10 protein-coding genes are annotated in these 13,744 nt (G+C 51.4%); 8 read left to right on the top strand and 2 right to left on the bottom strand.

Features of this window, described 5'->3' with window-relative positions; translation table 11 throughout:
• Window positions 1-57: 57 nt before the first annotated feature.
• From PVOR_RS26975 to PVOR_RS26960, 4 genes are all read left to right on the top strand, one after another.
• The gene (locus PVOR_RS26975) at window positions 58-1,167 is read left to right on the top strand and encodes a hypothetical protein (RefSeq protein WP_006212733.1); all 1,110 of its coding nucleotides are present in this window, start codon (window positions 58-60) and stop codon (window positions 1,165-1,167) included.
• Between the two features lie 346 nt (window positions 1,168-1,513).
• A complete protein-coding gene (locus tag PVOR_RS26970) occupies window positions 1,514-3,538 on the top strand; it encodes a heavy metal translocating P-type ATPase (protein ID WP_006212732.1) in 2,025 nt (674 codons plus the stop codon).
• Window positions 3,539-3,986: 448 nt separating this feature from the next.
• The gene (trxB, locus tag PVOR_RS26965; RefSeq protein ID WP_006212731.1) at window positions 3,987-4,928 is read left to right on the top strand and encodes a thioredoxin-disulfide reductase; all 942 of its coding nucleotides are present in this window, start codon (window positions 3,987-3,989) and stop codon (window positions 4,926-4,928) included.
• A gap of 67 nt (window positions 4,929-4,995) precedes the next feature.
• Window positions 4,996-5,232: a glutaredoxin family protein gene (locus PVOR_RS26960; RefSeq protein WP_006212730.1), complete on the top strand. Its 237-nt coding sequence runs from the start codon at window positions 4,996-4,998 to the stop codon at window positions 5,230-5,232.
• A 119-nt stretch (window positions 5,233-5,351) separates the two neighbouring features.
• Here PVOR_RS26960 and PVOR_RS26955 read toward each other — a convergent pair whose 3' ends face one another.
• Both PVOR_RS26955 and PVOR_RS26950 read right to left on the bottom strand, forming a co-directional pair.
• On the bottom strand, window positions 5,352-5,555 hold the full coding sequence (locus PVOR_RS26955; RefSeq protein ID WP_006212729.1) for a hypothetical protein: 204 nt from the start codon (window positions 5,553-5,555) through the stop codon (window positions 5,352-5,354).
• Window positions 5,556-5,708: 153 nt separating this feature from the next.
• A complete protein-coding gene (locus PVOR_RS26950; protein WP_006212728.1) occupies window positions 5,709-6,881 on the bottom strand; it encodes an ROK family protein in 1,173 nt (390 codons plus the stop codon).
• Window positions 6,882-7,259: 378 nt separating this feature from the next.
• On the opposite strand from PVOR_RS26950, the gene xylA reads away from it, so the two are divergent.
• The 4 genes from xylA to PVOR_RS26930 all read left to right on the top strand — a co-directional run bounded on the left by xylA (window position 7,260) and on the right by PVOR_RS26930 (window position 13,720).
• A complete protein-coding gene (gene xylA / locus PVOR_RS26945) occupies window positions 7,260-8,576 on the top strand; it encodes a xylose isomerase (RefSeq protein ID WP_006212727.1) in 1,317 nt (438 codons plus the stop codon).
• Between the two features lie 138 nt (window positions 8,577-8,714).
• Window positions 8,715-10,211 (top strand): xylulokinase, encoded by a 1,497-nt coding sequence (gene xylB / locus PVOR_RS26940; protein WP_006212726.1) that lies wholly within the window; start codon window positions 8,715-8,717, stop codon window positions 10,209-10,211.
• A 281-nt stretch (window positions 10,212-10,492) separates the two neighbouring features.
• On the top strand, window positions 10,493-11,122 hold the full coding sequence (locus tag PVOR_RS26935; protein WP_040681062.1) for a bifunctional 4-hydroxy-2-oxoglutarate aldolase/2-dehydro-3-deoxy-phosphogluconate aldolase: 630 nt from the start codon (window positions 10,493-10,495) through the stop codon (window positions 11,120-11,122).
• A gap of 246 nt (window positions 11,123-11,368) precedes the next feature.
• Window positions 11,369-13,720, top strand: a complete 2,352-nt coding sequence (locus PVOR_RS26930; RefSeq protein ID WP_006212724.1) for a YcdB/YcdC domain-containing protein — start codon at window positions 11,369-11,371, stop codon at window positions 13,718-13,720.
• The last annotated feature ends 24 nt before the right edge of the window (window positions 13,721-13,744 follow it).

Raw genomic sequence — 13,744 nt, 5'->3', positions numbered from 1 at the left:
ATAGTCTGTAAGGAGGCGTTTATCCAATTCAACGTGAAAGGGAGTAGAAGGATAACCATGACGGAAAGGCAATGGGGAGCTGGCAGTGAATTGGGAGAGCGTCTATGGGAAGATGAAGCGTTCATCGAAGCAGGGGACAGCACGGCAAGTGAAAATTCTCCCGAGACGGATCTGCTGAAGCATTTTGCAATGGCAGGAGGAGTCACTCACGAGGAGGTGTTACTGCTGTTGGCATCGCCTGACGATATTGAAGAAGCTCTCAGGGTTTCGGGTATTCGGCATAACGGCACGGACAGACCTTCCTTGAGCCGTCTGCTGGGGTGGAGTGACCGGAACCGAAGACTGAAAGTCATGAGCCGATCCACAGATCCTGAATCCATTACGCGTGATCTCAAGCAAGGGGCTCAGGGGATCGGATTAATACGCGGTGAAGATGCCCTGAAGCAAGGTCTGCTGCAGGAGGTATACTCGGCCTGGTTGAATTCACGCAGTGCGGAGAAAAGCGCGCTGTTAAGGCGGAGACTGATTATGTTATGGACGTCATATTGGGTGTCCATATTCCAAGCCGCGAATGGAGCCCGATGTGCAGTCAGCCTGCTTCTTGACTCCAGGCTGTCCAGTATGCTGGAATTACGCGAGGCGCAGGATGCACAGCTGGAGTCCCTCTTCCGATCCATGGAGCAGTGCAGTGAGGAAGGCGTGGACTGTCAATTGGAGCTGCTGGCTGTACGTCCAGCTCATGCGGATGAGTTTATATCGATCCATAATTTTATGGAAGAGGTGGCAGAGCAGACCCTTATGGACCAGAAGCGATTTGTTCGTATTCGCTATGGGGCACTGCTTGGAGAAGGGATGAACCCATCGGCAGCGGCTGAGATTGCCCGCTTGGCTGATGTGATTGTATTGGATTCGGAGAGGCTGGAGGATTCGGGGCCATCAGTGGAGTCGAGGGATAAGGTCTCGGTGTTCTCGGATATGATCAATCGAATAAAACGCACGAAACCGCAGTTAACGCTTCGGATCAATGGGGTAGGAGCCACGGATTTGCGGATGGTTTACCGGCAAGGCATACACGAGGTATGCTGTCAGCCTTCTGAGCTTGCAGCCATTCGAATAACAGGCGCGAGATTGGAAATGCGTCGCAGATGTTCACCCATCATGGATTAATTGTATCAGTATGAGAGCGCTTTAAATGGAAGTTACACATAGAGGAGGCCCTGCGGCGAGACCGCAGGGCCTCTTTTTGTTTAGCAGATAAGAGTTCATCGGGGTAAAAAACGGAGCACCGTGTCGGTGTTTTTTATATTTTTAGAAAATGGTTAAAAAATGGGTTTACAAATGATGGGGATGTGAGTATGATACTTATAAAGTTGTATTAGGGAAAATAAATTGTATAAGTTCAAAAATGATTCTCATTCTCATTTAGCATGCTGCTCCGGCGAAGCCGGGGCAGCATGTGTCATTTTAAGGGTAGTAATAATGGATCTCATTCTCAATTAGGAAGGTGATTGTAATGCAATGGATACAAAATCAAACGTCGACTGGACGCATATCATCCATAGAAAACGGGGCCGATCCGCGTGAGCCGCGGCAGCCGGGCAAGTGGGATTTACGCAGCCTGCTGAGCAATTCGGAGGTGGTAGCTGCGCTGGGCAGCGGTATGCTGATGCTGGTGGCTTGGCTTACGAGCCAATGGTCAGAGCCGCTCTCGGTTGTGTTATATGTAATATCCTATGCCGTAGGCGGATGGGTGAAAGCGAAGGAGGGAGTCGAGACCCTTCTGAAGGAACGCGATCTCGATGTAAACCTGCTGATGATTGCTGCCGCTATGGGGGCAGCGGCCATCGGATACTGGAATGAAGGGGCGATGCTGATCTTTATCTTTGCACTTAGCGGAGCGCTTGAGAGTTATACGATGGAACGAAGCCGTAAGGATATCTCTTCCTTGATGGAGCTGCAGCCGGAGACGGCGCTTCGAATTGAGAAGGGGGAGATGGTGTCGGTATCGATCGGCAAGCTGGAGATTGGGGACATGATTCTGGTGAAGCCGGGCGAGCTGATTCCGGCGGACGGCAAGATTTATCGTGGCAGCTCCTCTGTTAACCAGGCGTCGATTACCGGTGAATCCGTACCCGTTGATAAAGTCGTGGGCGATGAGGTGTTCACCGGAACGCTGAATGGTGAAGGGGTGCTGTATATCGAGGTGACGCAATCGGCAGAATCCACGTTATTCGCCAAGATCATCCGGCTTGTGGAAGAAGCGGAAAACGAAGTGCCGGAATCACAACGGTTTATCAAGCGGTTTGAATCGATATACGCACGTATCGTTGTCATGGCAACCGTGGCGCTGATCGTTCTGGCAACTCCCGTCCTTGGGTGGGATTGGGATACTACTTTTTATAAAGCGATGGTGTTCCTTGTTGTGGCTTCCCCATGCGCGCTGGTGTCCTCGATTATGCCTGCGATGCTGTCGGCGATTTCCAATCGAGCCAGAAAAGGCGTACTGTTCAAAGGCGGCGCCCATATTGAGAATATGGCACGCACGGCGGTTGTAGCTTTTGATAAGACTGGTACATTGACGCTCGGTACACCTGAGGTTACGGATTTTATAGCAGGAGAGGGATGGGATCGCCAGGAATTGCTTGGCATCAGTGCCTCTATTGAAAGAATGTCGAAGCATCCGCTGGCATTGGCGATTGTCCAATCGGCCGAGAAGGAGGGCGCTTTGCTGCAGCAGGTTGAGAACGGTCAGTCTATAACAGGCTGGGGCATGCAGGCCGATGTTGATGGCGTCACTTGGAAAATAGGGAAAAGCGATATTTTGGATGAAGTCGCTGGGGATGCACAAGAAATTACCGGTTCAATCGAACAGGACAGCTTGTCTGAATCTGAGGTGAATCGCCAGCACTGGCTGTCTATCCGCAGCACCCTGGAATCCGAGGGCAAGACGGTATCCGTTATCTTGAGGGGAGACAGCATCGCGGGCATGATCGCTCTGCAGGATGCGGTCCGTCCGCAGGCGGCCATGGCGGTTAAGCAGCTGCAGCAGTTGGGCATCAAGGTGGCGATGCTGACAGGAGACCGGAAGGCTACGGCGCAAGTGATTGCGAAGCAAAGCGGCGTGGATATGGTGTTCTCCGACCTGCTGCCTGAAGATAAAGTTACACACATTAAAGAACTGCGTGCCCGTTACGGTCATGTGGTTATGGTAGGAGACGGTGTTAATGATGCACCGGCACTGGCTACTGCAACCGTCGGGATCGGCATGGGTATCTCGGGTAGCGGCACGGCGCTGGAGGTAGCAGATGCGGTGCTGATGAATGACAATATCGATGAAATTGCCGGCACAGTTAAGGTGGCACGCCGGGTACAACGCATCGTGAAGCAGAATATGATATTTGCCATCACCGTCATCTTGACGCTGATTACAGCCAATTTCATCGAAGGTGTTGCGCTGCCGCTCGGGGTTATCGGTCACGAGGGAAGCACCATTCTGGTCATCCTGAACGGACTTCGCCTGCTGCGCTCCAAACCTTAATCGATAAATAATTAGGTGAAGCGGCACAATTGATCATGTAACAAATTCCCCCTCTTTTCCTGCGTGGAGAAGAAGGGGATTACTTTGTCCGGGACGAGAAGAATACGAATGGCCATAGCTGTCATTTTTTTTCATCAAAAATTCATCTTCCTTCCGATATAAGAGCGGGATGGAGTCTGTTCATAGGCTGAAATTTATATAACCTCCTCTGTAGGTACAATCAACCTTGAAGCAAGCGCTTCCATAGCAAAAGGCAGATAACGCGCTTAAAGTAAGAGGATGCAGTTCACTCCATATGTTGGTTTATTTTCCGATCATGAAGAATAGGTAAATAATATTTCCTCTGGGCTGTGAGGCGGCATATTGACATACGGCTCCGATATAACCATAATAAATATTAATTTATAATGATTATAATTAAGCGTTGCAGATATAGGAGGGAAATCATATGTACAAATCCGTTATTATCGGCACAGGCCCTGCGGGTCTGACGGCTGCAATTTATCTGGCTCGGGCGAATCTGAGCCCGCTCGTCATTGAAGGTCCGCAACCTGGCGGACAGCTCACAACCACTACTGAAGTTGAGAATTTTCCGGGTTTTCCCGAAGGCATCATGGGTCCTGAACTGATGGACAATATGCGTCAGCAGGCTGAACGCTTTGGTGCAGAATTTCGTACAGGCTGGGTAAACAGCGTTGAGTTCGGGGAGCGCCCGTTCAAGCTGGATGTGGACGGTTTAGGTGAGGTTGTTGCCGAAACCTTGATCATTTCTACAGGTGCAACTGCAAAGTATCTCGGAATTCCAGGAGAACAGGACAACGTGGGACGCGGTGTAAGCACCTGCGCAACATGTGACGGATTCTTCTTCCGCGGCAAAGAGATTGTTGTCGTTGGGGGCGGAGATTCCGCGCTGGAAGAAGCGAACTTCCTGACCCGCTTTGCGTCCAAGGTGACGCTGGTGCATCGCCGCGAAGAGATGCGTGCCTCAAAAATCATGCAGGACCGTGCCCGTGCTAACGAGAAAATCGAATGGGCACTGAACCGTACACCACAAGAAGTCATCGCAGACGAGTCCGGTGTTAAAGGGATTAAGGTGCTCAATAACGAAACGGGTGAAGAAGAGACGATCGCCGTAAGCGGTGTGTTTGTAGCAATCGGTCATCACCCGAACACAGGCTTCCTGGGCGGAAGCATTACGACCGACCCTAACGGTTATATCGTAACTACGCCAGGAACCTCCGAGACGAATATCCAAGGCGTATTTGCTTGCGGTGACGTGCAGGATACCCGTTACAGACAAGCGATCACGGCAGCAGGAAGCGGCTGTATGGCAGCTATGGATGCCGAGAAGTACATTGAGAGCTTGGAACACAGCGCGGTCGTGTTGTAAACTGTATAGATAGAGATCGAACCGGCTCTAATAGAATCAAATCATAAGTAGAGGAGACTGACCGACCATGGAAAATGTTATTGTATACACCTCCAACAACTGCCCGCACTGTAAACAAGTGAAAGGTTTCTTGTCCGATCAAGGCATCGAATTTGAAGAGCGCAACATCGAACAAAACGATGAGTTTGCTCAACAAGTATGGGATATGGGCGTTCGTGCAGTACCTCTCACCATCATTGGTGAGCACCGCATTCTTGGCATGAACAAACTTCAGTTCAACAAAGCGTTGAATCCGGAAGCTTAAGATCATCGATACCTTATGGCAAGCGAACCGCTTGTTTCATGATATGAGAAAAAAAGCTCTTTCCCTGGCCAGGGAAAGGAAGACTTTTTTGGGCTTCAAGCAGATGCTGCAACGGGTGTTCATTTGCTAAAGAACAGACTCATGATGATCTGAAATACAACATACACACCCACGCCGGAGCCGAGAAGAATGAATCCGTTTTTTTTCTTGCCTTGAAAAAAACGCATAATGCTGAGACTGAACAAAGGTGCGATAACTAGGAGAAACAGCAATACAGTCACAAACATTTCTGGCGATATATCCGCAATGCTTACATAGGTCATTTGAGCGGTTCCTCTCCCTTTAGTATAACAATCACACGCATTCCCATAATGAAAATGATAATTTAAATGTCAGGACGAGATTAATTATAGCGGAAAATCATGAAATTTTCCTTAATATGCAGGGCGTTAATTACGACAAAATATCGTCAATTTTTAATGAATCGGCATGGATACCCTTACCGGCCCAAGAAATTGCGAGATGGCAGAATATGCTGCGCCAATCAGGGTAGAACGGCTGCCCAACTCGGCAAACCGGATCTCCATCAGCTCCCGGTGGTAGGGAAGCGTTCGCTGGGCGACGACCTGCTGCAGTGTTTCCTCAATCCAGGGCCGGGCATCAGAGAGCGGTCCACCGATGATAACCGACTGCGGATTGAATCCATTGACAAGATTGGTAATGCCGACACCCAGAAAGCGCCCCAGATCTTCAAAATGGCGGATCGTTTCTTCATGGCCCTGCTCGGCGTAATGGATAAGCTCGGACGTTCGTCTGGAGGGAAGAGCCGTACCTTTGCTGTCGTAGGATTTCTCCGAAGCGTACAGCTCCCAGCAACCGCGGTTGCCGCAGGTGCATTCCCGTCCTTCGGCTTCGATGGACATATGCCCGCTTTCGCCCGCATACCCGCGGGCGCCTTTATAAAGCTCGCCATTGATAATGATGCCGGAGCCGATACCGCTGCCGGCGCTAATATACAGGAGGTGGCGGGCATCCTGGCCGGCTCCGAATCGAAGCTCGCCTTGAGCGCCGGCATTCGCTTCGTTATCGATGGTAACGGGAAGTCCCAGTTCGTGCTCCAGCTGCTTCTGAAGGGGCACCATGTCCCAACCCAGATTGGGTGCGAAGAGCACGGTGCCGTCGCCGTCGACCATGCCCGGTACACCCACGCCGATCCCGATGATGCCGTAAGGGGAGGGTGGGGCCTGTCTCATCAGGCCGTTAATCATGCTTACCATGAGTCTGGTCACCGATTCAACGTCATGCCCTTCAAGCGGCCTATCGTCTTCGGCCAGGATGCGGCCTTCAAGATCCGTCAGAACTGCGGTCATTTGTTTGACGCGCAGCTCTACGCCGATGGCATAACCGGCCTGTCCGTTGAACAGGAGCAGCTGCGGCTTTCTGCCGCCGCTGGATTCTCCGGGTCCGATCTCCTGGATCAGATGATGACTGCTCAGTTCTTGTACGAGATTGGAGACGGTGGCCTTGTTCAGCCCAGTCAACTTGGAAACCTTGGCCCGGGAGACCGGGGCGTGCTGACGTATTGTATCCAGAATAATCGATGTATTAATTTTCTTGACCAAAGCCTGGTCACCGGTAATATTCGTCATGTGCATTCATCCTTTTAGTCTTGCTTTGATGATGATTTATTTGTCTTAAAGATTTGATATGCTCATAGTCTAGGGGCAAAGTTCGGAAATTGCAACAAGGTGTAACGTCGTACAGGGGAAACGCTGCCCTTGTACAGCGGGGCTCTGCGGGCGAGGTTCGCTGTTATCTATCGGGATGGTTCCGCTGTTTTAGTTCGTGGGCACAACGTGAGCATAGGGGCACACTGGCAAACGGCAGCCGTAATAGTAGGGACCATCGGGCTTGTAAAAGTTGTAAAAGAATAACTTTGTTTAACCAATAGACAAAGTAGAAAAGCTGTGTTAGGATAGCCTTGTAAGCGTTAACCAAACCTTAATAAGGTATAGGAGGATTTATTCATGGCCTATTTTAACAACATCAGCAAAGTGGAATACGAAGGCAGCCAATCGACCAACCCTTATGCTTTTAAATTTTATAATCCGACAGAAGTTGTAGCCGGCAAAACGATGGAAGAGCATCTCCGTTTCGCGATGGCTTACTGGCATACATTGACTGCGGGCGGCTCTGACCCGTTTGGGGCCGACACAGCGGTTCGCCCTTGGGGCAGCTACTCCGGTATGGACCTTGCAAAAGCCCGCGTAGAAGCAGGCTTTGAGTTCATGGAGAAATTGAACCTTCCGTATTTCTGCTTCCACGATGTGGACATTGCTCCGGAAGGCAGCAATCTGCGTGAGTTTTACAGCAACATTGATACGATTGTAGATTCGATTGAAGATCATATGAAATCCACCGGCAAAAAACTGCTGTGGAACACAGCGAACATGTTCACGAATCCGCGCTTTATGCATGGCGCAGGCACGACCTGCAACGCTGATGTGTACGCACATGCAGCAGCACAAGTGAAGAAAGGCCTTGAGGTTGGTAAACGCCTTGGCGCCGAGAACTATGTGTTCTGGGGAGGCCGTGAAGGTTACGAGACCCTGCTGAACACGGATATGGGTCTTGAGCTGGATAACCTGGCGCGCCTGTTCCATATGGCGGTGGATTATGCGAAGGAAATCGGCTTTGACGCCCAATTCCTGATCGAGCCTAAACCGAAGGAGCCGACGAAGCATCAATATGACTTCGATGCGGCAACCACAATTGCATTCCTGCAGAAATACGGTCTCGACAAGCACTTTAAATTGAACCTCGAAGCAAACCATGCAACGCTGGCTGGTCATACCTTTGAGCATGAGCTTCGTGTAGCGCGCATCAATGGCATGCTCGGTTCTCTTGATGCGAACCAGGGCGATATGCTGATTGGATGGGATACCGACGAATTCCCGGTTAATATCTATGATGCTACCTTGACGCTCTATGAAGTGTTGATGAATGGCGGTCTCGGCCGCGGCGGCGTGAACTTTGACGCCAAGGTTCGTCGTCCATCCTTCGAGCCGGAAGATCTGTTCCATGCTCACATTGCAGGCATGGATACCTATGCCAAAGGCTTGAAGGTGGCAGCGAAGCTGATTGAAGACCGTGTGTTCGAAGACTTCATTGCGAACCGCTACAGCAGCTTCAACGAAGGCATCGGTGCGAGTGTTGTATCCGGCAAAGCCACGTTGGCTTCCCTTGCAGAATATGCGTTGAACAATGAGTCCCCTCGTCAGAATGAATCCGGTCGTCAAGAAATGCTGAAAGGGATTCTGAATCAGTACATTCTTGCAAACTAATGCATGCTGGCTTCAAGTTGGTTCTATGACATTCAAACCTTCACCGGCTCCCTTCAGGGAAGCCGGTGTACTTATTTCATACAAGGAAACCAATACACCTTTCATATTCGGTTCATGATGAAACGAAGGAGGATCTAGATGAGTTACGTTATCGGAGTTGATTTGGGAACCAGTGCGGTGAAGACCGTGCTGGTGGACCGCAGTGGCACGGTAGTCGCCGAGCATTCGGAGGCGTATCCGCTGAGCCAGCCGAAGCCGGGCTACAGCGAACAGCGGCCGGAGGACTGGGTAGACAAAACGGTATTGTCGTTACGTCTGTTGATGGAGGGGAACGACATCTCTCCAGCCGAGGTTGAGGGATTGAGTTTCTCCGGGCAAATGCACGGTTTGGTATTGGTCGATGGAGAGGGCGTCGTGCTGCGTCCGGCCATTCTGTGGAACGACACCCGTACAACGGCGCAATGCCGCCGTATTGAGGATACCTTGCAGGAGAAGCTGCTCGGCATCGCGCGCAACCGCGCGCTGGAAGGCTTTACCCTGCCGAAAATTCTGTGGGTGCAGGAGTTTGAACCGGAACTGCTTGATCAGGCAGCCCTGTTCCTGCTGCCGAAGGACTATGTACGATACCGCTTGACCGGACAGTATGCGATGGACTATTCCGATGCTGCCGGGACGCTGCTGCTGGATGTGGCGGGAAAATCATGGAGTGCGGATATACTGGATGCCTTCCATCTGCCCCACAGCTTCTGCCCGCCGCTGGTCGAATCCTTCGACGAGTGCGGAACCCTGCTGCCGGAGATCGCCAGGCAATCCGGTCTGCGGCCGGAGACGAAGGTATTTGCCGGCGGCGCGGACAACGCCTGCGGCGCGATCGGTGCCGGTATTCTGGAAGAAGGGCAGACGATGTGCAGCATTGGCACATCGGGCGTGGTGCTGTCCTACGAGGAGCGGCGCGAGGTGGATTTTGAAGGGAAGGTCCACTTCTTTAATCACAGCGAGAGGGACGCCTACTATATTATGGGCGTAACCTTGGCGGCTGGATACAGCTTGACCTGGTTCAAGGATACCTTTGCACCGGACGTTTCCTTTGATGAGCTGTTAAGCGATATCGGGAGTATCCCGGCTGGCAGCAATGGTCTGCTTTTCACGCCATACATTGTCGGTGAGCGCACACCGCATCCGGACGCTGCCATTCGCGGCAGCTTCATAGGAATGGACGCAGGACATGAGCTGCCTCACTTCGCACGATCGGTACTGGAAGGAATCACGTTCTCCCTGCGTGAATCCATCGATATTTTACGTGCATCGGGCAAGCAAATTGACCGTGTCATTTCCATCGGTGGCGGTGCCAAGAACGAAACCTGGCTGCAGATGCAGGCGGATGTGTTCAACGCCGAAATCGTGAAGCTGGAAAGCGAGCAGGGCCCTGCCATGGGCGCAGCGATGCTTGCAGCTTATGGCTGCGGCTGGTTTCCAAGCCTTCAGGATTGCGCAAGGGAGTTCTTGCGGCCAGCTCGCGCTTATTCTCCCGATCCTGAAGCGGTTCAAGTATATGACAAGCTGTTCGGACTCTATCAGAGCGTATACGGAGCAACGCGCGAGCTCGGCGCAGCGCTGTCCGCATTCCGTGGATAATTCATGTAGGATACAGAATCGCAGGTCAGGGATGATATTCCTGGCCTGCTTTTTTTGCGTGAGCGCTTATGACGGCATATACTTGAATCAGGCTGAAGGCTCGCCCGGAGACATTGTGAGGCAGAGGCTTGGATAAGGCTCCTGGAGGCGCGGCTGTTATTATCTTTTTTTGCAGATGGCAGGTTCTTGAGGCTCTGTAACATGTGATCATTATGTAGCATTTGGGATTATATCGATTTAGGATAAAGCGGGACGTGTAAAAAGAAGGGGAGGGCATGGGATTGAAACTGACAGCTGAACTCAAGCGCGAGAAAATCGTTGCCATTGTGCGCGGCATTACCCGAGAACAGGCAGGCTTCGTAGGAGAGGGATTGTCCCAGGGGGGAATCCGGTTTATGGAAGTGACCATGAATACCGAAGGTGCTCTGCATATTATGGAGGACTGGCGTACCCGGTATGATGGTGCTGTATATGTAGGGGCGGGGACCGTCCTTGACGTGGAGATGGCGAAGGAAGCAGTCTGTGCAGGAGCACAGTTTCTGATCTCCCCGAATACGGATCTATCCGTCATTGAGTATGCCTTAGAGCATGGAATAGATGTGTGGCCCGGAGCGATGACGCCGACGGAGATTGTGGCGGCCTACGCAGCCGGGGCTGAGATCGTGAAGCTGTTTCCTACGGCCAGCCTGGGCCTGGAATTCATTCGGGAGCTTCAGGGACCGCTCCATCATATTCCGCTGCTGGCGACGGGAGGCGTGACGCTTGATAACCTTGCGGACTATTTTGCAGCTGGCGCGGCAGCGGTCGGCCTGGGCAGTTCGCTGCTTCCCAAGGATGCACTGGTTGCCGGCAATAGGGATGAAATCACGAGTCGCGCCGCTGCTTTTGTGAATGCAGCCAAGGGGCTGTAGCATGTATAGTTTGAGAGGTATGAACCATCGCCAAGAGGGTCGATTCAATAGTTACACTTTGTTCATCCTTTACAATGCAGGTTATCTTTTGGAAACTTACTACATAAGGAATATATAGACAAGTTATGGTATTATTTAGGGTAGCTTGGTTATGTCATTGCTGCCGTGTACAGGCACTTGTTAAGGATATCATCATGTGTAAGTAAGGCATGGTTAGGTTCAAGTTAATGGAAGGGAGCGAATCGAGTGAATTCATCGGTTAAAAAGAAGGTAAGGGTAAAAAAGACCGTGTGTGCGGTCACGGCTACAGCCATGCTCTGTTTGGCGCAGCCGGTATGGGGGGATAATTCCGTTCCGGGGAGCGGCGTCGCTGTATCCGATACGGTAACGACTACCGTCAACAACGGCGGGAGTGCGGCTTCGGAGAGTGTAACGGATAACGAAATACCGAAAGGGGCCAAGATTTCGTCCAAGCAGGCGGAAGAGATCGTTAAGAAGGCTTTTCCTGAACTGAAGAACGTCAAGGTAACCAACGTGCAGTTCCTGGAGGACGACGGCATGAGATCCAACGCGCTCGCATGGGACATACAACTGGTGTTAAACAAAGGGAACTCAAGCTCCGGCTTTAGTGCCCAGGTCAATGCGGTAACGGGTGAACTTATTAATATTTATCTTCCTAATCGTATACTGAATAATGAGAGTGACAAACCGGTGATAACAAGAGAACAGGCGAAGGCGAAGGCGCTTCAATGGATAGCCAGTCACGCCTCGGACGTGAAGACCAGCGACTTTAAGGAGAATGAGGCTTATCTTGGAATGCAAGCTGCCTTGTTTAGTCCGCCCCGGTTTGAATTCTATTTTCAGACGGCACACAACGGGATTGAATCGGATGTGAACAGCATTTCGATCACGCTGGATGGACAGGGCAATATCATGAGCTACTCCCGCAATCAGATCAAAGAAGAGTTTCCATCATCAACACCGAAGTTGGATGAAGCCTCGATTCGCAAATTGTTTGAGGAACAATTCCAAGTCTCCTTGGCTTATGTGCCTGAGAACTTATATAACAACTCCAAGGGCAATTATTTTTTAGGTTACATACCTAACGATCAATCCAGTTATTCACTGGATGCCAATACAGGGAAGTTCATTGGATTCACAGGGGAAGAGAGTGAGCTTATTTCTATAGAGAACCGTACGATCCCGGCATCCGGGGAGGCCTTCAAGCCTGTCACGGCATCTCTATCCGGCGGTGAAGCCGCTGCACAATGGGTGGAGTCCCAGATCAAGCTCCCGTCTGGCCTGAAAACAGAGTCCAAGACTCTGGGAACCCGATGGAGCAACAAAGAGACGAAGACGTGGAATATCAGATGGACTGACAGCAGCGTCTCATCCATGGGGAGAGGGGAGATGGTGTCTGCGGAATTGGATGCCAAGACCGGTCAGATCTACTCGTACAGCAGATATCGTTATGACAGCAGCGGAACCCCTGAGGTGAAGAGCCCGATTTCGCAGCAGGCAGCGCAGAAGCTCGCCTTCGATACCGTAACGAAACTGGTGCCTAACGCCAGCCAGGAATGGAAACTGACGTCGGTTGATAAACTGGGCAAGAACAATACCGGCCTGAGTTATCAATTTTCATTCCAGCGCTATGTCGGCGATATCCGCGTGATGGGGGATTCCGTGAATTTGGCTATCGATGGCAACGGCCAGATTCAGAACTTCAACGTGAATTCGGACGCCGTCCTATCCAAGCTGCCAACGGACGTGAAACCTGCAATCAGCGCAGAGCAGGCGAGATCCCAATACTTAAAAGAGATTGATCTGAAGTTGAAATATGGTTATTACGGCGGTTATTCGATGGGTAATGAGATCACGAAGCCGTTCATTAGACTGATCTATTATGCAACACACAAAAGGGCAGCCTACGGCGGCATTACGGTGCCGCTTGACGCCAAGAGCGGGGAATGGCGTGATATTACGCCGGAAATCAGCCGCAAGGATATTCCGGCAGTCACGGATGTAGCCGGTCATTCGGCAGAAGCAGCCCTTAAGGAGCTGGTCAAATACCGGGTATTGGTTCCGGACAAGGACGGAAAGGTATATCCGGAGCGCCAGATTACCCTTGGCGAATGGTATCAGCTGGTAGCGGCGGCAGTTAGCCCTTCATACGAACAGCTGTATGGAAGATCCACGATGGACCCTTATGCAGGTCTGCAGCCGGATCATCCATATTATCAGGCCATTCAGGTATTGCTCGGACAGAACTGGATTCCGTACGATCCGGAAAGTCCGCTGCAGCTCGACCGCAAGCTCACAAGAGATGAGCTGGCCAGCTCGCTGACCCGCATTTTGAATTATGAGAAGTTATCCAAAGCCTTTATTCTGCCGACCGACGTACAGGGGATCTCGGATGCTGACGCCGTGTCTAACAAAGGAGCAGCGCTGATTGCCTTGAAGCTTGGACTTCTACCGGCGGTGGATGGAAAGTTTCTGCCGGAGCGAGAGGTAACGCGTGCGGAAGCTGCAGAGGTTCTGGTTCGCATGTCGAAACTGGCTGGACGAAGCGATTCTTTCCTGTCCACATTTTATTGGTAATATCTGATATTCGTGCCCGGTCGA

Origin of the sequence: Paenibacillus vortex V453 (assembly GCF_000193415.1) — a bacterium.
GTDB lineage: Bacteria > Bacillota > Bacilli > Paenibacillales > Paenibacillaceae > Paenibacillus_AQ > Paenibacillus_AQ glucanolyticus.
Note: the sequence above shows the minus strand (reverse complement) of the source record. Positions and strands in the feature narration are given on the sequence as shown.